The organism is Bartonella sp. P12B (assembly GCF_055796185.1).
In genome coordinates, this window is record NZ_JBTTDI010000009.1 from 21,273 (window position 1) to 38,848 (window position 17,576).

The window sequence follows — 17,576 nt, forward strand, 5'->3', positions numbered from 1 at the left end:
CTGTGGGGTTGTTGATCACTTGTGTGAAGGGCGTCATTGCCATTGTTGTGCGTGTTGGTGCTAATCTTGCCGTGTCTGCTCTTGTTGCACTTGCCATTGCTGTGTTGGTGCCCTTGTGGGAGAAGCCTTTGGGCGATTGTTCCGGATGGTGGGTTCCGTTTTTACTTGATTGCGAAAAGGGTGCTCATGTTGACTCGTGGGGTTGTTGATCGTTTGTGTGAAGGGGGTTATAGTCATTGCCGTGTCTGCTCTTGTTGTGCTTGCCATGGCTGTGTTGGTGCCCTTGTGGGAGAAGCATTTCAGCGATTGTCCCTGCTTGGGCGATAAGTTTTTGCTTGATTGTGAAAATGGTGCTCATGTTGACCCATGGGGTTGTTGATCGATTGCGTGAAGGGCGTCATTGCCATTGTTGTGCGTGTTGGTGCTAATCTTGCCGTGTCTGCTTTTGTTGCACTTGCCATTGCTGTGTTGGTGCCCTTGTGGGAGAAGCCTTTGGGCGATTGTTCCGGATGGTGGGTTCCGTTTTTACTTGATTGCGAAAAGGGTGCTGGTGTTAACGCGTGTGGTAGTTGATGAGACTGCGGTAAAGAGCATCATTGTCGTTGTAAGGCTGCTTGCTGGAATGTTGGCTAAAAATGGCAAGCCTTTCTTGATGTTCTTTTATGCGTTCAATTTCTCGGCGATACCAATTGCGCCATGTGGCTTGCCAATCGACTTTAAGCGCTTCCTTGCCGCTTTTGGCTTGCCAATAATCGCGAAATTTCTTTTCTTGCCAACGCGCTTGATCTTCACTTAAACCTTCTGAAATCGCTGCGTTAATGTCTGCTTGCCAATCGGTTGGAAGACGGTGGCCCTTCGCTATCGTTCCTTTGGCTGTCCTGCCTTCGCAACTTGTCGGACTGCTTTGCTCCTGCCTGCTCTCGCCCGAGGCGCTTTTTGTGAGAGAGACTACAGGAGTTGAGGAGGGGGAGCTTTTTGTGTTTGTATCACAAGTAACAGAATTTTCTACGGCTCCATCAGAGAGGAGAAAATTTTTTTTGCCTTCTCTCACGTTGAGAGAGTTCTTTGCCGTTTCATGAGAGAATTGTTGGGAAGGGGTGAGAAATTGTTCGCTGGATGGGTGAGGGGGCGCTTTATCAAGTGAGGGGGATGAACAGGGATGCTGTTCCTCATTTGATTCTTCCTCTAATGCTTTTGTGTTCAGTAAAAGAAATTTCTTTTCTGAAACACCGTTAGGTGTTTCCTTTTCTTCTCCCTTTTGAGCTTCTGAGTTTCGTTCAGCATCTCTTGGACTCCCGTTGAGCAGTTGTTGAATCTCTGCATTGATTTTCTTGCGTTTTCTTGCTGAACAGTGCCCCGCAAAGGACTTCTGTTCAAGCAATTTTGCCCGCTCTTGAAAGATGCTTTCACAACGCTTATTCCATAAACCATTGGCTAAATTTAAAATCTTGCCCTCTTGAATGAGCATTTCTAAAACATTTACAAAAGTTCGCTTGTCACAACCACAAAGACGCGCTAAACGTGTTTCCGATAACTCTAGAGGACGGCCACGTGCATACATTTCATTGAGAAGAATCGTATAGATTCCAATCTCGTGGGCGCGCATTCCCCGTACCCCTCCTAGAAAATCATTCTGATACCAACAAACATAAGGAAGCGTAGACGATTCATAGTGAGGAGTTTCTTGGTGATTGGTTTGTTTCATGGTTTAATCCTCTTCCTTCTGTTTTTCTATTTTGGTGGTACAAAACCGAAAACAGCATTTTATGTGTTTTGGAGCGTTCGATGAAAATTGTACGCTTGAGAAATAGGTGCTTCGGTTTTGTGCAGTTTGTTTTGTGAAATGATGACTCTTTTTAGGTGTTTCTTTATGAAGTCTAACAGTCGTTTGCCATGTTTAGATGTATGCAACCTTACCGTTTAAAATACGGAGAGGGCATCGATAAAGAGGAACAATAGTTTTAAACGCAAGAGGCTTTCTGAAGTCTTGTAGGGCTTTGGGAGATGCCTTTTTGCATTTTTTGGAGTGATGAAATGTGCTCTTGATTTGAAAAATGAATGTTTATTCCCCCTTAATAAAGTAAATTTATCTTCTTAATTCTATCCTTTTTGGAGGATATTTCAAGCCCGTTTTACAAAAAGGACGTGTTTTTTTTAAAAGACGCGCTATATGGTGAAACTATGAATATCGATGGTTGGCGACAAAGATTACGTGGCACTCTTGAAAAAAGTGGACGGTCAAAAAGATCTGTCTCCCTCGCCGCTGGTAAAGGTGCAGGGTATCTTCATTCTATTCTCTCTGAGGGAAAAGAGCCAACAATCGAGTCCCTCTCGCGCATTTGCAACGAAATTAATATCAGTATGAATTATATTCTCTATGGTCAGGGGGCAAGCCCTGAAGATAAAGAATTTATCGAACTCATCTCAAAGATTTCTCCTGAAGAGAGGAAGGCAATCTTGACTCTTTTGCGGCGACCAACTGCCGAAGTAACAGAATAAGTTCTTTCTGTGTTTTTGAATCAAGAGTGCGCCAGTATTCTATCAATTTTAAATCACTCATTTTAGCTCTCCTGTCTGTTTGTGGTTGCATTGAGTAAGAACAAATAGAGAACAGTGGAAGGGAGTCAGGTGAACAAAAGAGCACAGAATTTTGCCCATAGCCGGTGGTTGCGCGTCATAAAGACTAAAAATATATCTTTTATTAAGGATAAAATAATTGACTTGTCCCCCATAGAGGATATAAGGGTAACGCTATATTTTGTCTTGTCAAGACAAAGCTGTGCTTTATCAACTATCGAAAGGGGGGAAATTATGAAAAATATTCCATTCGTTAAAGAGGATGAAATTATTGTCATTCTTTGTGAGGAGGAAAAGGGCGAGGCTTATGAAGGACCGCTCGAACAAATCGAAGAAGTGCTCGAAATCATTGAAGAATATGAAACGGTTCAAAGAATCTTGCGTCTCGATCTCATGACGCTGCATGCAGAGGATGTTAGTGAACAACTCGCTGATGCCTATGTCGCAAATTATGAAATTGACGAAGAACAAAATACCCAACTTCAACCTTTCATCCTGAATAGTGAGGCTTATCATATCTGGTTAGAGGAAAAAGTCGCCCGCGATTATGAAGATAATCGCTATGGGTCTTACGAAAAACAACATCGTTTGCGGCCGTGTGATGTCTTGAAGGATTACTGGTGGTGAAAAATTATGGCAAGTTATCTTCAGACTTTTTATCAGGGATTTCCACTCTATTACGCTGGAAATATAAAAAATACAATCAGACTCGAACCACAAAAACACCATGCAATCCTCTTCAGTTCAACAAAGGTTGCAGAGTGTGTCGCGAAAAATTTGGCCGAAACATATCAGCGAGACGATTTTTCCATTGTGCAACACCATGATTGAAAATTTTGTAACAGCATATTGAAAGGAGATCTTGCGCAAAGCCAAGATGCGGGGTGGGGCATTGTACAAGGGTATTCGTGTACAAGGGTATGAGCGCATTGATGCATGGGGGCGGAAGTATACCTTGTGCATGAGCGGAGGCATATGCTGTGCTTGGGGAAGGCAGGAGGGGGCAGAAGGGATGGAGGGGGCAGGTATGGGTAGGTATGGGAAGCCTCTGGGGGAAGTGCTTGGGGGGGGCATTTGCGGGAAGATCTTGCCGGCTGCTGAGGGATTGGCGGTATGGGGAGCAGGATGTTTAAAAGCTTCTCAGTTGTTGGGCAAAGGAGGCGATGGGTTCCAAGGAAGGGTGGCGGGGGTGAGCATGGGGGGATGAGCATGAGTGGGGGTGTCAGCAGAGCGGGTAAAAGATGCGGGGGTCTTTGAAAGGGCTTGGCATAAGATCAAGAGGGGCGTTTTTATAGGAACGTTAGCACATTGGTTATCTATGCGTTGATGCATGGGGGGCAGGAGGGATGGAGGGGGCAGGTATGGGTAGGTATGGGAAGGGAGGGGAAGCCTCTGGGGGAAGTGCTTGGGGGGCATTTGCGGGAAGATCTTGCCGGCTGCTGAGGGATTGGCGGTATGGGAAGCAGGGTGCTTAAAAGGTTGTAAAAAAATGTAGTAAAGTGTGGGGAGAGGGTGATGCCAATACTTATCGAGTGTGTTCAGGGAACAGAGCAATGGCTACAAGCACGCAATGGCTTGATTACCGCTTCTTTGTTTGAAATGGTGATGGCACGAAAAAAACAGGGACAAAAAACTTCAAGATATCATGCTCTTATGATGAAACTGGCTGGGGAAAGAATCACTGGCAAAATCGTCGATGAGGGAACGACATTTTCTATGCGGCGCGGAACAGAGCTAGAACCAAAGGCGCGACAGCTTTATGGAACACTCACCAACACTCAGCCTGAATGTATTGGATTTGTTCTCGCCGATGATCGTATGAAAGGTTTTTCTCCTGATGCTTTTGTTGGAAAAGAAGGAGTGTTGGAAATTAAAACTAAAAAGCCCGAAATCCTTATCCCGTATTTCTATCAAAAGAGTTTTCCCGAAGAACATAAAGCACAATGTCAGGGAGGATTGTGGATCGCTCAACGGGAATGGGTGGATTTAATGCTCTATTGGCCGGATATGCCGCCTTTGATTAAGCGCGCTTATCGTGATGAAGTTTATATTCGAAAACTTGAAAGTGAAATTGACCGTTTTAATGAGGATTTGCAGATCATGGTACAGCACATTAAGTCTGCTGAGACAGGATTTGGTCTGCGAAGGGAAAATGTCTTTGAAAGAGAGACAAGAAAAAAGCATACACGAGAAAGGGGCACAAGGAGAGGAACGAAGTAAGAGTTTTGTAGAGCGGGATGGAGTGTGTTTGCTGGGGAGGGGTGAGAGTTTGGTGGAGGAGTGGAGTGTGTTTGCGGAGTGGGATGAGAGTTTGGTGGAGGAGTGGAGTGTGTTTGCGGAGTGGGATGAGAGTTTGGTGGAAGGGGGAGTGTGTTTGCGCGGAGTGGGATGAGAGTTTGGTGGAAGGGGGATGGAGCGTGTTTGTGCGGAGAGGACAGTGTTGAAGAATTAAAAGATGTGAAAAGATCTCATGATCTCGCAAAGAGAGGATCAAAGGGTGGTGAAAATGGGGTGATGGTAAGAGCGATAGCGTGAGACTATACTTTCGGGGAATGGAAGAGCGCAAAATGGGGAAGAAAATACCGTAAAAAGTGGGCGGAATGCTGGAGAAAATGGTGCTGCGAGAGAGGATTGAACTCTCGACCTCTCCCTTACCAAGGGAGTGCTCTACCACTGAGCTACCGCAGCCCTTTGCAATCTGTGCGCTGTCTTGTGCCATATTGTCATAAAATAGGCAAGAGAACATTTCTGCATTCTTGAAAGAAAACACTTCTTGTGTCATGACAGAGACTGCTTATACAAAAGCCATAAGTTGCTTTAAAAAACCCATAAAAGGTTGCGTAATGATGATGACACAAAGGGATCAGAAACAACAGGAACTTAATCACAAAGATGAAAAACAAAAACGACGCCAAGAAAGATTAGCTCAACAATTGCGCCAAAACTTAAAGCGCCGAAAAGAGCAAAGTCGAAAAAGAATACAAACAGAAAATTAAAAAATGTCCTTTATGACTTCTTTGCAACCAAAATCCACTCTGATTCGTTCTAACATTGAGGACTCGTCTTAAAGTTGCCGATTCCATTCTAAAATTATAACAAAAATGACTTCTCAAGGGGGTAAAACCTTTGGAAGGGGAAACACAAAGGGAAAAAGGGAAAACACCTATGGATGCTATTCAAATTGTTGGTGGCAAAAAACTTAAAGGAATTATTCCTATCTCAGGGGCAAAAAATGCTGCTTTGCCTCTTATGATTGCATCGCTGCTGACTGAAGAAACGCTCACTTTAGAAAATATTCCACATCTGGCTGATGTCGAATTGCTTATTCGTATTCTCAATAATCATGGAGTGGGATATGCTGTCGATGGGCAAAAAGTCCACAACGATTGTACAGATGCAAGAACAATCCATTTTACCGCACAACAAATCGTTACAACACGCGCCCCATACGAATTGGTGCAAAAAATGCGCGCAAGCTTTTGGGTGATCGGCCCCTTGCTCGCGCGTTGTGGTGAGGCCTATGTCTCATTGCCTGGGGGATGCGCTATCGGGACAAGACCCGTCGATTTTATCCTTGAGGGGCTTAAAGCTTTAGGAGCCCATATTGCTATCGAAAATGGATATGTCCATGCTAAAGCTCCTCGGGGACTAAAAGGTGCACAATATTGTTTTCCTAAGGTCACTGTTGGTGGAACTCATGTCATGCTGATGGCTGCAACGATGGCTAAGGGAACAACCGTTCTTGATAATGCTGCTTGTGAACCTGAAGTGGCTAATCTTATTCGAACCCTCAATGCTATGGGGGCAAAAATAGTCGGGGAAGGAACTAAAACACTCACAATCGAGGGGGTGAAAAAACTTCATGGGGCTAGAGTCAAGGTCATCCCTGACCGTATTGAAGCTGGAACCTATGCTATGGCGGTGGCTATGACAGGCGGCGATGTCTTGCTCAAAAATGCAAACCCTAACCATCTGACCAAAGTGCTCAAAGTCCTCCAAAAAACCGGACTCGATATTCAAATAAAACCTAAAGGAATTCATGTTAAACGAAATCCACTGCAATCAAAAATAATGCCAGTCGATATCAAAACGGGACCTTATCCCGATTTTCCAACCGATCTCCAAGCGCAATTCATGGCACTGATGACAAGAGCTCAGGGAATCGCGCAAATCACTGAAACAATTTTCGAAAATCGCTTTATGCATGTGCAGGAACTCTCCCGTTTGGGCGCTCAGATCAAACTCGATGGGCAAACAGCAACCGTCTATGGAACAGACCAACTACAAGGGGCGCCCGTGATGGCTACTGATTTGCGCGCCTCCGTCTCTCTTGTGATTGCTGCTCTGGCGGCAAAGGGCGAAACTGTCGTGAACCGTGTCTATCATCTTGATCGCGGCTTTGAGAAGCTGGAGCAAAAATTAGCGCAATGTGGTGCTCTCATTCAACGCGTAACAGCTTGAATTCTCTCCGCATGTTTCTTCTCTTTGCGGAGGTCTTTGCTTTAAGAACCTTGAGCTTAAGAACCAAGGTTTGTTGATTTTTTCAATGGCGGATATGAAAGGGCGGAGGATGTTATGCGTTAACTCGTGTTTCTCATCGTAATTGCGGCTTTGGGAAGCTGGAGCAAAAATGAGCGCAATGGGGTGCTCTCCAACGCGTAACAGCTTGAATTCTCTCCGCATGTTTCTTCTCTTTGCGGGGGCCTTTGCTTTAAGAGCCTTGAGCTTAAGAACCAAGGTTTGTTGATTTTTTCAATCAATGGGGGGATGAAAGAGCGGAGGATGTTAGGATTTTGGCGAGCAAGAATAAGAGAGCTTAAAGGCACCTGCCTCTTATAAAAAAATCAACAAAGACTCTTTTCATTTTTATTGCTCATCTCCTGAAATTGTCATGTTTTGCTGTAAGGACACTATAGGGCGGTGAGAAAAGCTAGGGATAAATTGAGAGATCAAGTGCTTTTAAGAGTGTGGTGGTCTTCAGGAGAGGGTTTGGCTAATGGAGCCCTTGAGGAAATCACTCATGAGGGGGTGTGATCAGTAAGCGAAACCAATTGAGAGAGGGCGGTCTGTAAATAGGGCGATACTGCTGGAAAGTTTCGTCCTTTAGAGGGGAAAGAGATCAAAAGTTAAGTCTGATGATTTTGTGCGTCGCCGCGATGATTGAGGGGGGAAACAGAGAGCTCAAATCTAGAAGGGAAAGAAGTATACTCTTTCGTATTTTTAGAATGTCGCAGAGGGTGCGAGGTGTTACTCTCTCCAAGGGGCATGGAACGAAAAGCAAAAGGCGTATTCGAGGTCTGTGCTTTTTATTCCCAGAAGATCAATGCAAAAAGCGCGCTCGTACCCGGTGGGGAATAAGGTGCGAGCGAGAAGTCAACAGTTTAACGCTATTTCTATAGACAAAATGGGCTGCGCAAGAGAGGGAAATTGCTCAAAAAATAAGCAAGGCATCCGTGAGAGAGAACCGTTCAAAAGAGATGAAAGACGAAAAAATTCAAACAGAGAGGTGCAAGGCGCGTTTGCAAAAAATGACTGAGAGACTCGATGCCCCTCTTTGCTTTTTTATACCGATCTCTCAATAAAAATGCCTCATGCTTGTGAGACAATCTGGTCCTTGAGACAATAGTGTGGTGAGGCAATATTATGAGGAGTATTTGCCTCCTGAAAAATTTTATAGAGCTTAAATCTAATAATATTAAGGGAAGTTGGTGGTTTATTTTTTATAAAAGTAAAAAAAATTTAAAGAAGCTCTTGCTTAATAAGAAATTATTCGCTATGGAAGGTCTCAGGGAAGAGGTTTTCATGTTTCCCCGCAGAAATATCCCAATGGGGCCTCTTTCTCTTCCTTTTGAAAATCATAAAAATTTTATCATTAACACGAGTGTGTGCGACGCTGAAATGGAAGCGTGTGTAACGCTGAGACGCGAGTGTGTGCGGCATTGACTGCGTGTTGCAACCGTTTTTACAACTGTTTTTTGTTGGCGCTCATCTTGTTCCCTTGCGCTGCTATTCTCTTCATTGGTGGGGGGAAAGTTTTGGGTGGGGTTGAAAAATCTGCTTGCCAAAAAGTGTTGCTTAAAACAGTGGAGCGCAATGATCAAAGGAAGCGCTGAAAGAGATTACCAAAAATCTGGAATTTCAGGCTTTAAATGAGGACCAATTCGGACGGCTGAAACCTTTTCTGCTAAGCCCGTGCGGTCTGAAAGTTCAACCGCTAAACCACAAAGAGTGGCTGGGCCTTTTGCGGGTTCATAACGATCCTGCTTCTTCTTATAGAGAAAACGGTGGAGAGGTTCTTCCTTATCCATGCCAAGGGATGAGTTATAATCACCACACATTCCCGCATCCGTTAAGTATGCACTGCCACCTTCCAGAATTTGTGCATCAGCCGTGGGAATATGCGTATGCGTTCCTGCAATGACGCTTACACGACCATCAAGAAAATGGCCGAAACATTGCTTCTCACTCGTCGTTTCTGCGTGAAAGTCAAAAATAATTGCATCGGCTTGTTCCATCAAAGAGCAAGCACATAAAATCTTTTCAGCCGTTTCAAAGGGATCAATGACCTTGCACGGCATAAAAACACTGCCCAAAAGATTCGCAACAAGAACACGGGCGCCATTCTTAGCCGTAAAAATATCAGAACCCTTGCCTGGAGCTTTTTTCATAAAATTGGCTGGACGTAAAAAACGATCGCTCTCATGCGCATATTGAAAGGTTTCTTGACACGAAAAAGCATGATTGCCCGTTGTGACAACGTCAACACCTACCATTAAAAGATCTTGATAGGTCTCTTGGCTGATCCCAAAACCGTGAGAGGCATTCTCACCATTCACCACCACAAAATCAAGGCACCATCTCTTGATCAGTTGCGGAAGCTGTTCAAAAACAACCCTACAACCTGTCATTCCTACAATATCACCTAAAAACAAAAAACGCATAGGCGTTTTAATCACATTTTAACGCTTGAAGGAACCCTTTTCTGTAAAAATTTCTTGCAACACAAGATCATGCTCAGCATGGGGAATGGATTCAACTTCCTGACATGAAAAGCCTAAACCTAATAATTTAATCTGATGCCCCTGTTTTTCAAGAGCGCAAACCGCGCGATCATAATAGCCCCCTCCATAACCAAGACGGTGACATTGTTTGTCAAATGCGGAAAGGGGAACAATAATCACATTCGGTATAACAACCGCATGGTCTTTACCAGGACCGAATGTGCCAAAGCGCATCGGTTCTAACGCCATGTCTTGCGAAAAGGCACGAAAAACCATCGTGGTTTCGTCAAGAACTGCTGGTAAGGCTAAACGCCCACCACGCAATGCAATGGCTTCTAATAAAGGGCGCGGATCACTTTCCGATTTAATCGGCAAATAACCCGCAAGAATCATGCGTGAAAAATCAGCACCCTTTTCTTCAAGACTCTCAAGAATTAAAGAACAGGCACGCTGCGAAAAAACAGTCCGCTCTTTTGACGCAAGAGCATCACGCTTTGATAAGCCCATTTTGCGTAGCGCGCTGCGAAATTGTGAAGCAGACTCCCGCCCTTTTGTCTCCATTGGTCTCTCTACCCCATTGCCTTAGAAAGGCTTCTTCCCTTATGAAAGCCCATTGCTTTATATAAGCCCATTTCTTTATGAAAGATTTTATGTCTATCGTCTTGTAACAGAATAAAGCCCTAGCCTATAAAACATGCGCAAATTTCTTGAAAAAAGTATCATAATCCGCTTCATCTCTAAAAAGAGGTGATCCGCAACAGCCGATGGAAAAAGTTGACCCCGGGAACCTAAATAAATAGGTGGGCGCCATATGAAAAAGCCCACGGGCCTTCTCAGGGACAGCTCCCTTGGAGATCAATAAGGTCTCAGGAATACGTTATTTCCTGTCGAGAAGTGCAGAACACCCTCTCTTACTATAAAACAGTTTTCAATTTTCAGCTAGAGATAAAATCATCTCAATGCAATCTCTTTAGAGTTGTCCTCAATAAGCTATTGTTTGGTCGGGTGGTGGATGACAAAAATCTCTCGCCTGAGGGTTTCTGAGAGCTAGAGCCATCTTGCTTCTAGGAGTTTACAAATTCAAAAAGTGCCTTTTCAAAAAATGCCCTGTCAATTGCGTGGCTCATGCTCTAAAGCAGGGGTTAAGATCACGCATGCTTAAAGGTGAGCAGGGTTTAAGGGGCGGGAGGGTAAGTTTGTCACATCGAGGGATGGTAATCCATCTGTATTCCGCAACGCTTGAGGGGCAGTGCGGTAAAGGGCAATTGGCAATGTTCTCATCGTGATCGCGGCATTTTCAAAGGTAACTTTTAAAGGGGGGGGAAGTTTTAAAGGAGTGGGTCAGTTTGGCTTGGTTAAGTTTAAAGGGCTTGGCTAAGTTTAAAGAGGTTGTGCGGTTTGTTCGTCTAACAGGACCTCAAGGCGTTTTTGAAGCTGCTGCATTTGCGGATAATATTCAAGGGCTTTTTCATCAGTCTTGAGAGCAAGTTTGGGACGCTGCGTTGCTTCCATGGTTCTTCCCAAGCTCAAAAAAACCTATGTAATTGCGTGGCTCACGCTCTAGAGCGTGGTTAAGGTTACGGAGGCTTAAAGGTGAGTAGGGTTTAAGGGGCGGGAGGGTAAGTTTGTCACATCGAGGGATGGTAATCCATCTGTATTCCGTAACGCTTGAGGGGCAGTGCGGTAAAGGGCAATTGGCAATGTTCTTATCGTGATCGCGGCATTTTCAGAGGGAAGTTTTAAAGGAGTGGGGCAGTTTGGCTTGGTTAAGTTTAAAGGGCTTGGTTAAGTTTAAAGAGGTTGTGCGGTTTGTTCGTCTAACAGGACCTCAAGGCGTTTTTGAAGCTGCTGCATTTGCGGATAATATTCAAGGGCTTTTTCATAGGCTTTGAGAGCAAGTTTGGGACGTTGCGTTGCTTCCATGGTAACTCCAAGCTCAAAAAAACCTATGTAATTGCGGGGTTCAAGCTCTAGAGCGTGGTTAAGGTCAAGCATGGCAAGTTTAAAGTCACTCAGTTGAATATGAATCCACGCGCGTCTTATCCAAGCTGCAGCGTAAGTAGGCTCAAGCACTAGGGCATTGTCAATGTAATCAAGAGCAAGACCATAATTGTCAGCATTGATCGCATTTTCAGCCCATGACATCAAAAGGTCAAGGGTCTCACTGCCCGATTGTGACCATAAACGTTGAAGCTGACCGCTTATCTTTTTGGCTTCTTGAATATTCGCACAAAATTTTAATTCTTTCAGAAGACGTGAAACTTCTGCCTCTTTGCGCTGCTTTGCTCTGTCAACAGAGGAAGGGGCATTGACAAAATCTTCTAAAATCATCGCAGATGTATTAGAATCAGAGGGGGCTGGTGCTGAGGGGGAATCACTGGGGATCAATTCATCTAATGGCAAAAACAATTGGGGCGAGGGATGATCTTCAGGAAGTGAAGGAGGTTTCTGCCCATAGCTAGCAGGAATGAAACAAAAAATGCTGAAAACAACAAAAAGAGAATGTGCAAAAGAATGCAAAAAATTACGCCGAAAAAAACAAAAGAAACCTAATGGCAAAGCTCTAAAAAAAATAAAAAAACACATCAAGACAACTTCTCTAAAGAGAAAAGCGTACCGCAACTGAGATGCAAACCGGAATAATCTCACAATTAGTTCTTGAGAAAAAAATATTTTTTGAGAGATATAAAGCTTTAATGCCCGCAAAAAGCAGGCACAAAAACTCTCAACCCTGACGGGCTCTAAAACGCGGGTTTGTTTTATTGAGGATATAAACACGACCTTTACGGCGCACCAAACGATTGTTACGGTGGCGCTCCTTCAATGCTTTAAGCGAATTTTTAATTTTCATGATACTCACCGTCTCACATTCATGTAACGCAATACCATAATGAACCACTCTTTCGACACTTTATGCGTTCCTAACAGAATTGAATTCCATTAGACTCTTGGTAGACTCTACCAAATGACTTCTCATAGTATGTCATACTATCGTGATTGCACTATAACACTTAATTATACACTTCTCTATCGTGATCACAAAATAAAAACGCACCCCATCGGGACGCATTGATCTTCTTATAAACACAATAAATAAGCGAAAATTGCAAAAAAAACTGCGCTCCTTCTAACAAAAAGTCTTCTTCTTGTCAAGTATGGATCTCTTATAAATTTCCTCTTAAGGTGAGGAGAGGGAAAGATGCACTGTCTTTGCAAGAAGGGCATGCGGGGGTTGTTTGCTGGGTGAGGCATGTGGGGGAACTGTTCGCTGGTATGGCGCGGGGCGTCCATGGTGTTTGAGAATAAGGAGGGTGGCAAAAAAGGCATGCTCTTCAAAAAGAGGAGATGGACGAGATTTGAAAACAATGCTGCAAACAATAAAGGCTGCGGTGCTTGGGCAAGCTTTAACATTTGTGGTTTTGTAAGGAAAGAGCTCGAGAGGGCGTTGGGGGAGAGGGCATGGAGGGTATGGGAAGAGAGTGGTGAGAAGGGGAAGTGTTTGGCAAATGTTCTTTTAAGCGTGGTGGGCAAGAGCTATGACGATCAGGGGGTGTCCATGGGTTGAGAGGAGCGTTGTGGTGCTATGAAGGGGCAAGCTTTAACATTTGTGGTTTTGTAAGGAAGGGGGGTGAGAGGGCGTTGGGGGAGAGGGCATGGAGGGTATGGGAAGAGAGTGGTGAGAAGGGGAAGTGTTTGGCAAATGTTCTTTTAAGCGTGGTGGGCAAGAGCTATGACGATCAGGGGGTGTCCATGGGGTGAGAGAAGAGTGGCGGTGCTATGAAAGGGCAGCTTTAAGATTTGCGGATTTATAAGGAAAGAGCTCGAGAGGGCGTTGGGGAAGAGGGCGTGGGGAAGAAGGTAGTGAGAGAAAGGGGAAGTGTTTGGCAAATGTTCTCTTAAGGGTGGCAGGCAAGAGCTATGACGATCAGGGGGTGTCCATGGGGTGAGAGAAGCGTTGTGGTGCTATGAAAGGGCAGCTTTAAGATTTATGGTTTTGTAAGGAAGGAGCTCGAGAGGGCGTTGGGGAAGAGGACGCTGAAGGACAGGGGGGTGAGAAAATGTTGCTAAAGCGTCTGGTGGCTTCTTCCTTTGCTTCCCTTTGCTTTGTTCTTGTGTGTAGAATCTTGTTGAGAGAGTACTTTTAAAATTTGGTGGCTGGTCCTGTTAATTGGATAACATGCCCCATTTTGCGAAGCGGTTGTACAGTGCTTTTGCCATATAAATGAACCGATGTGTGTTCTTGTCTGAGAAAATATTCAACTTCATGGAGATTGTTGCCAAGAAGATTGGTCATTTTACAATTGCTATGGCGGTATGTGCTGCCTAGGGGAAGTCCACAAATAGCACGGATATGCTGTTCAAACTGTGATGTCACACACGCTTTTTGTGTCCAGTGTCCAGAGTTATGAACACGAGGCGCCAATTCATTCACTAAGAGACTGCCATCTATGAGAACAAAAAATTCAATGCATAAAACCCCAACATAATTTAAAGCATCCATCACTGTCACACTTATTTCTTGGGCCGCTTTTTGGACGCTAAGCGGAATGCACGAGGGGGCAAATGATGTGTGAAGGATACCGTTTTTGTGCTGATTTTCAGAGCAATCATAAAAAACATGTTCCCCTTTGCTGGTGCGGGCCGAAATAACCGAAATTTCTGTTAAAAAAGGAACAATTTCTTCCAAAATCGATGGATGCCCCTGAAAAGCCTTTAAAGTTTCCTCAAGCGCTTGTTTTTCGGGATGATCGAGCATTATTTGATTCTTCCCATCATAGCCAAAACGGCGCGTCTTCAAAAGACCACGCCCCTTTAATACCGAAAGGCCGGAAAGGAGAGAAGAAAAATCATCGACAGCATACCAAGACGCTGTAGAGATGTTTTGCTCGCGCAAAAATTGCTTCTCAAAAAGACGATCTTGCGTAATCTCTAACGCTTTCGAAGAGGGATAAACACTTTTGCCTTGCTCTACATATTGAACCATTTGAAGCGAAAGATTTTCAAATTCATAAGTCACGAGATCACACAGAGAAATAAAATGATCTAAGGCTGAAGTATCATCATAGGATGCAATAATATGGTCATTCGCTGTTTGGGCAGCCGGACAATCCGCTTCAGGGCAAAAAACAACCGTTCGAAAGCCTAATTCTGCTGCTGCTATCGCTAACATGCGTGCTAATTGCCCTCCGCCTATTAAACCAATAACCCTTTTCGAAGGTGATCGTGGGAAGGCGCGAGATGTGTTGGGTGCGTTGGGTGTGGGGGATGCGTTGGGTGAGAGAGAGGATTGGGTCATTTTAAACCTCAGTGATTGGGGTTTGCGCGACATTGGCTGTTTGTTGCTGGCGCCAATCTTGCAACCGCTTTGCTAGCTTGTCATCGTAAACTGCCATAACTGCTGCCGCTAAAAGTGCTGCGTTAATAGCACCTGCTTTGCCAATCGCTAAGGTGCCAACAGGGATACCAGCTGGCATTTGCACAATGGAAAGCAATGAATCTTGACCAGATAAAGAGTGTGAATGGACTGGTACGCCAAAAACAGGAAGAGGTGTCAGTGATGCTAACATACCAGGAAGATGCGCTGCCCCTCCCGCTCCGGCTATCAAAATTTTAAAACCCGATGCTTTGGCCCCTTTCGCAAACTGATAAAGGCGTTCAGGAGTGCGGTGGGCTGAGACAATCTGCGAAATATGCGAAATATCAAGACAGGTCAAAATATCCGCACTATGACGCATTGTTTGCCAATCCGATTGACTGCCCATTAAAATCGCTACATCATAGGATTTGTTCGTCATTGATTATCCTCTCTCTAAGAGCATGCGCTCTTTGAAGTGTTCTCTGTCATTCTTTTTACTCTTCTTTTAAGAGTTTTACAGGCTCTTTGCAAAGTTAATTGATAAGAGAACAACAGTTTTTTCAACTCTGCTTTAAGCGCGCATACAGATCTCATAAAGAAAGCTTGATAAAATGGTGAGAGATCTTTCCTTCTCTCTAAATAGTGTTTTCCGTAGAAGTCTTTTTAGAAAAATAAATCTTTATAAGAGATAGGGTGCCCCGGTAAAAAACTCAAGGTGAGAAATGGAAGATAAAAAACGGTAGGTAAAAAGCAATCGCGTTGGCTTGCTCCCAAGAACCGAAGGAATTTGCTCGCGCTCGTGAGAGGGCAAATCTCTGCGGTTTGCAATGTTTCAATTGAGACGCAATGTTAAAAAACTGAAGTTAAAGTGAAGATTTTCTTCCCTCCTGTCCTCTCCTTGAGGGATGTTGGTTTCAAGAGCAGCGGTGCTCCATTGGCTTTGGTCAAATAATAATGTGGATAAGAGAAAAGTCTTTACTCTTTTGGCTTGCAGTCTCTTGGCGTGGAAAGCAGTTCTTTCAAAAGAGCCGTTGCCTCTTGCGGGGGCGGCGGGTGAGAAGAGAGAGGATAAAATTCTCGAAAAATCCCTTTCTTCTAAGTTTCTCAAGGGTTTGGCTGCTTAAAGAGTGTGGACTTTCTTTAAGGGACTCGAAAAAGAGTAATGTAAAATATTGCTGCTTAAAAAAGAAATCTTTATGGCAAAAATACGTTAAAAATAAAACAGATTCCTTGTAAAAAACAAATATAAAAAGCAAAAGTTTCAGCACAGAAAGCTTACTTGCTCGTTTAAATGATTCTTTATTGACAATAGTGCTGGGAAAAAATAAAGAGCCCTTCTATTCTTGGGAATTAAAGGGATCAACGTAAGAAAATCGTTTTGTTGAACTTTACTGTTGATACTCTACATACTCCTTTGCTTTCTCTACTCTTGCTGAAGATAAGAAAAGAGGAGGGTGAGTTGTGTATAATAAATTCATGGTCTCTTTTTTGCCCAATTTTATAATATTTTATGCATTAAAAATAAGAAAGGAGATTTTAAAACCATGTTTGTTCCATTTTTAATCGCTTTGGGTGCAGCAGTGACTACTGTGTGTGGCAAAAAAAACGTTAGTTATGTCTTGTGGGCTCTTTTGTTACTTGTCATTCTTCTCACTTTTAATCACCACGCAACTTCTACTTTAAACTTGTCTTTTTGAGAGAATAATCATGGAAAATGTTGAAAGAAAAAATCCTCATTTCATCATCTTTATGAATACATTAGGACTTATTGGTTTATCCATCGTCTTGGTCGTAGCCTTTTATTATCAACTGGTAAAATTCGAGTTACCTTGTCCACTTTGTCTGTTGCAACGCGTCGGGTTGATGCTGGCCGGATGTGGATTCTTGCTCAATATTCATTATAAGATCAAACATACTCATTATGGAATGGTTATTCTTGGGTGTATGGTGACCAGTATCGTAGCTGTCAGACAAGTGCTCTTGCATATTACACCAGATGATCTTGGATATGGTTCAACGTTCTTTGGATTGCATTTCTATACGTGGGCACTCATTATCTCGCTTCTTTGTATTCTTGCCGTTTCTATCTTCATGATTCTAGGCGAATTGGCACATAAAATTAAAACATTCGCTCCTTTACCAATTTTGAGCCAAACAGCAAGCTTCTTATTTATATTCTTAATTGCGGCAAATTTGATTTCGACAATCCTTGAATGTGGTAGTGGTCAATGTGCTGATGATCCCGTAAGGTACGAGTTGCTCTCAAGCTGGTCCTCTAATGCCCCTTAAAGATTTTCAGAGAGATATCTTAAGCCTTACTTAAAGAGATGGTCATGGAAAAAGGTCCGTCTCTTTGTTTATGCTTCCTTTGCAAAAAAACGCGCGAGAGAAACCTTCTTTACAATCTTGATCTTTGTAAAACAAATCAATGCCTTCTTGCTCTGTCTCCTTGAGCCAATCTTAAATCTTGCCCTTTAACGAAAATTTTTTTCTTGTACTTTTTTAATTCTATGCTACTATAGGTTGTAGTTTAATGTTCACTCTAGTGCTTCAGGGGTAGTGTTAACGCTTCAGGGGTGCTTGTTTAAATCAGAAAAAAATTCTGGCAAGAATAATTTTCTGCGAGAGGTCTGTTTGTTATG

24 protein-coding genes, 1 tRNA gene, 1 other RNA gene and 1 pseudogene are annotated in these 17,576 nt (G+C 43.5%); 16 read left to right on the top strand and 11 right to left on the bottom strand.

Annotated features, from left to right (window positions below):
- Positions 1 to 2: 2 nt before the first annotated feature.
- The 3 genes from AC0QT1_RS06350 to AC0QT1_RS06360 are packed head-to-tail and all read left to right on the top strand — an operon-like array spanning position 3 to position 573.
- Positions 3 to 209 carry a hypothetical protein gene (locus AC0QT1_RS06350; RefSeq protein ID WP_473201897.1) on the top strand — a complete coding sequence of 69 codons (207 nt, stop codon included), beginning with the start codon at positions 3 to 5 and terminating at the stop codon, positions 207 to 209.
- Positions 197 to 379: a hypothetical protein gene (locus AC0QT1_RS06355; RefSeq protein WP_473201911.1), complete on the top strand. Its 183-nt coding sequence runs from the start codon at positions 197 to 199 to the stop codon at positions 377 to 379. Before AC0QT1_RS06350 ends, AC0QT1_RS06355 begins: the two co-directional genes overlap by 13 nt.
- Positions 367 to 573 (top strand): hypothetical protein, encoded by a 207-nt coding sequence (locus AC0QT1_RS06360; RefSeq protein WP_473201898.1) that lies wholly within the window; start codon positions 367 to 369, stop codon positions 571 to 573. Before AC0QT1_RS06355 ends, AC0QT1_RS06360 begins: the two co-directional genes overlap by 13 nt.
- On the opposite strand, the gene AC0QT1_RS06365 is transcribed toward AC0QT1_RS06360, so the two are convergent.
- Positions 554 to 1,705 (bottom strand): YdaU family protein, encoded by a 1,152-nt coding sequence (locus tag AC0QT1_RS06365; RefSeq protein WP_473201040.1) that lies wholly within the window; start codon positions 1,703 to 1,705, stop codon positions 554 to 556. The two genes, AC0QT1_RS06360 and AC0QT1_RS06365, sit on opposite strands and share 20 nt — an antisense overlap.
- Before the next feature lie 476 nt (positions 1,706 to 2,181).
- Between AC0QT1_RS06365 and AC0QT1_RS06370 the strand changes: the two genes are divergently transcribed.
- The 7 genes from AC0QT1_RS06370 (at position 2,182) to AC0QT1_RS06400 (ending at position 5,112) form a co-directional block, all read left to right on the top strand.
- Positions 2,182 to 2,499 (top strand): XRE family transcriptional regulator, encoded by a 318-nt coding sequence (locus tag AC0QT1_RS06370; protein ID WP_473201041.1) that lies wholly within the window; start codon positions 2,182 to 2,184, stop codon positions 2,497 to 2,499.
- Positions 2,500 to 2,811: 312 nt separating this feature from the next.
- Positions 2,812 to 3,204 (top strand): hypothetical protein, encoded by a 393-nt coding sequence (locus AC0QT1_RS06375; protein WP_473201042.1) that lies wholly within the window; start codon positions 2,812 to 2,814, stop codon positions 3,202 to 3,204.
- A 6-nt stretch (positions 3,205 to 3,210) separates the two neighbouring features.
- Positions 3,211 to 3,408, top strand: coding sequence for a hypothetical protein (locus AC0QT1_RS06380; protein WP_473201899.1), 198 nt, complete (start codon positions 3,211 to 3,213; stop codon positions 3,406 to 3,408).
- 31 nt (positions 3,409 to 3,439) lie between these two features.
- The gene (locus AC0QT1_RS06385) at positions 3,440 to 3,784 is read left to right on the top strand and encodes a hypothetical protein (RefSeq protein ID WP_473201900.1); all 345 of its coding nucleotides are present in this window, start codon (positions 3,440 to 3,442) and stop codon (positions 3,782 to 3,784) included.
- Between the two features lie 101 nt (positions 3,785 to 3,885).
- The gene (locus tag AC0QT1_RS06390) at positions 3,886 to 4,020 is read left to right on the top strand and encodes a hypothetical protein (protein WP_473201045.1); all 135 of its coding nucleotides are present in this window, start codon (positions 3,886 to 3,888) and stop codon (positions 4,018 to 4,020) included.
- A 72-nt stretch (positions 4,021 to 4,092) separates the two neighbouring features.
- Positions 4,093 to 4,797, top strand: a complete 705-nt coding sequence (locus tag AC0QT1_RS06395; protein ID WP_473201901.1) for a lambda exonuclease family protein — start codon at positions 4,093 to 4,095, stop codon at positions 4,795 to 4,797.
- A 168-nt stretch (positions 4,798 to 4,965) separates the two neighbouring features.
- On the top strand, positions 4,966 to 5,112 hold the full coding sequence (locus AC0QT1_RS06400) for a hypothetical protein (RefSeq protein ID WP_473201902.1): 147 nt from the start codon (positions 4,966 to 4,968) through the stop codon (positions 5,110 to 5,112).
- Positions 5,113 to 5,190: 78 nt separating this feature from the next.
- Here AC0QT1_RS06400 and AC0QT1_RS06405 read toward each other — a convergent pair.
- A tRNA-Thr gene (locus AC0QT1_RS06405) sits at positions 5,191 to 5,265 on the bottom strand.
- Between the two features lie 155 nt (positions 5,266 to 5,420).
- Between AC0QT1_RS06405 and AC0QT1_RS06410 the strand changes: the two genes are divergently transcribed.
- Together AC0QT1_RS06410 and murA are read left to right on the top strand one after the other, a co-directional pair.
- Positions 5,421 to 5,573 (top strand): hypothetical protein, encoded by a 153-nt coding sequence (locus AC0QT1_RS06410; protein WP_473201912.1) that lies wholly within the window; start codon positions 5,421 to 5,423, stop codon positions 5,571 to 5,573.
- A gap of 169 nt (positions 5,574 to 5,742) precedes the next feature.
- Positions 5,743 to 7,038 (top strand): UDP-N-acetylglucosamine 1-carboxyvinyltransferase, encoded by a 1,296-nt coding sequence (gene murA / locus AC0QT1_RS06415; RefSeq protein ID WP_473201048.1) that lies wholly within the window; start codon positions 5,743 to 5,745, stop codon positions 7,036 to 7,038.
- 1,658 nt (positions 7,039 to 8,696) lie between these two features.
- On the opposite strand, the gene AC0QT1_RS06420 is transcribed toward murA, so the two are convergent.
- The 7 genes and pseudogenes from AC0QT1_RS06420 to ykgO all read right to left on the bottom strand — a co-directional run bounded on the left by AC0QT1_RS06420 (position 8,697) and on the right by ykgO (position 12,429).
- Positions 8,697 to 9,518 carry a TIGR00282 family metallophosphoesterase gene (locus AC0QT1_RS06420; protein WP_473201065.1) on the bottom strand — a complete coding sequence of 274 codons (822 nt, stop codon included), beginning with the start codon at positions 9,516 to 9,518 and terminating at the stop codon, positions 8,697 to 8,699.
- An 18-nt stretch (positions 9,519 to 9,536) separates the two neighbouring features.
- Entirely contained in the window at positions 9,537 to 10,139 is a 603-nt protein-coding gene (locus AC0QT1_RS06425) for a 5-formyltetrahydrofolate cyclo-ligase (RefSeq protein WP_473201903.1), read from the bottom strand.
- 184 nt (positions 10,140 to 10,323) lie between these two features.
- Positions 10,324 to 10,484: non-coding RNA, 6S RNA (gene ssrS / locus AC0QT1_RS06430), on the bottom strand.
- A 252-nt stretch (positions 10,485 to 10,736) separates the two neighbouring features.
- A complete protein-coding gene (locus tag AC0QT1_RS06435) occupies positions 10,737 to 10,859 on the bottom strand; it encodes a hypothetical protein (protein WP_473201904.1) in 123 nt (40 codons plus the stop codon).
- A gap of 99 nt (positions 10,860 to 10,958) precedes the next feature.
- A pseudogene (locus tag AC0QT1_RS06440) lies at positions 10,959 to 11,169 on the bottom strand (hypothetical protein); the annotation flags it as partial.
- A 200-nt stretch (positions 11,170 to 11,369) separates the two neighbouring features.
- Positions 11,370 to 12,164 (bottom strand): tetratricopeptide repeat protein, encoded by a 795-nt coding sequence (locus AC0QT1_RS06445; RefSeq protein ID WP_473201051.1) that lies wholly within the window; start codon positions 12,162 to 12,164, stop codon positions 11,370 to 11,372.
- A 139-nt stretch (positions 12,165 to 12,303) separates the two neighbouring features.
- Complete coding sequence (ykgO, locus tag AC0QT1_RS06450) at positions 12,304 to 12,429, bottom strand: type B 50S ribosomal protein L36 (RefSeq protein ID WP_004863016.1); 126 nt, start codon at positions 12,427 to 12,429, stop codon at positions 12,304 to 12,306.
- 438 nt (positions 12,430 to 12,867) lie between these two features.
- Here ykgO and AC0QT1_RS06455 point away from each other — a divergent pair, with 438 nt between their 5' ends.
- Positions 12,868 to 13,143, top strand: coding sequence for a hypothetical protein (locus AC0QT1_RS06455; protein ID WP_473201905.1), 276 nt, complete (start codon positions 12,868 to 12,870; stop codon positions 13,141 to 13,143).
- A 576-nt stretch (positions 13,144 to 13,719) separates the two neighbouring features.
- Here the strand turns inward: AC0QT1_RS06455 and AC0QT1_RS06460 are convergent.
- Both AC0QT1_RS06460 and purE read right to left on the bottom strand, forming a co-directional pair.
- The gene (locus AC0QT1_RS06460; protein WP_473201906.1) at positions 13,720 to 14,874 is read right to left on the bottom strand and encodes a 5-(carboxyamino)imidazole ribonucleotide synthase; all 1,155 of its coding nucleotides are present in this window, start codon (positions 14,872 to 14,874) and stop codon (positions 13,720 to 13,722) included.
- A gap of 1 nt (position 14,875) precedes the next feature.
- Positions 14,876 to 15,373 carry a 5-(carboxyamino)imidazole ribonucleotide mutase gene (purE, locus tag AC0QT1_RS06465; RefSeq protein WP_473201054.1) on the bottom strand — a complete coding sequence of 166 codons (498 nt, stop codon included), beginning with the start codon at positions 15,371 to 15,373 and terminating at the stop codon, positions 14,876 to 14,878.
- Between the two features lie 466 nt (positions 15,374 to 15,839).
- Here purE and AC0QT1_RS06470 point away from each other — a divergent pair, with 466 nt between their 5' ends.
- The 3 genes from AC0QT1_RS06470 to AC0QT1_RS06480 all read left to right on the top strand — a co-directional run bounded on the left by AC0QT1_RS06470 (position 15,840) and on the right by AC0QT1_RS06480 (position 17,223).
- Positions 15,840 to 16,058, top strand: a complete 219-nt coding sequence (locus AC0QT1_RS06470) for a hypothetical protein (protein ID WP_473201907.1) — start codon at positions 15,840 to 15,842, stop codon at positions 16,056 to 16,058.
- Between the two features lie 420 nt (positions 16,059 to 16,478).
- The gene (locus AC0QT1_RS06475; RefSeq protein ID WP_473201055.1) at positions 16,479 to 16,631 is read left to right on the top strand and encodes a DUF5993 family protein; all 153 of its coding nucleotides are present in this window, start codon (positions 16,479 to 16,481) and stop codon (positions 16,629 to 16,631) included.
- Between the two features lie 10 nt (positions 16,632 to 16,641).
- Positions 16,642 to 17,223 (top strand): disulfide bond formation protein B, encoded by a 582-nt coding sequence (locus tag AC0QT1_RS06480; RefSeq protein ID WP_473201056.1) that lies wholly within the window; start codon positions 16,642 to 16,644, stop codon positions 17,221 to 17,223.
- Positions 17,224 to 17,576 lie beyond the last annotated feature (353 nt).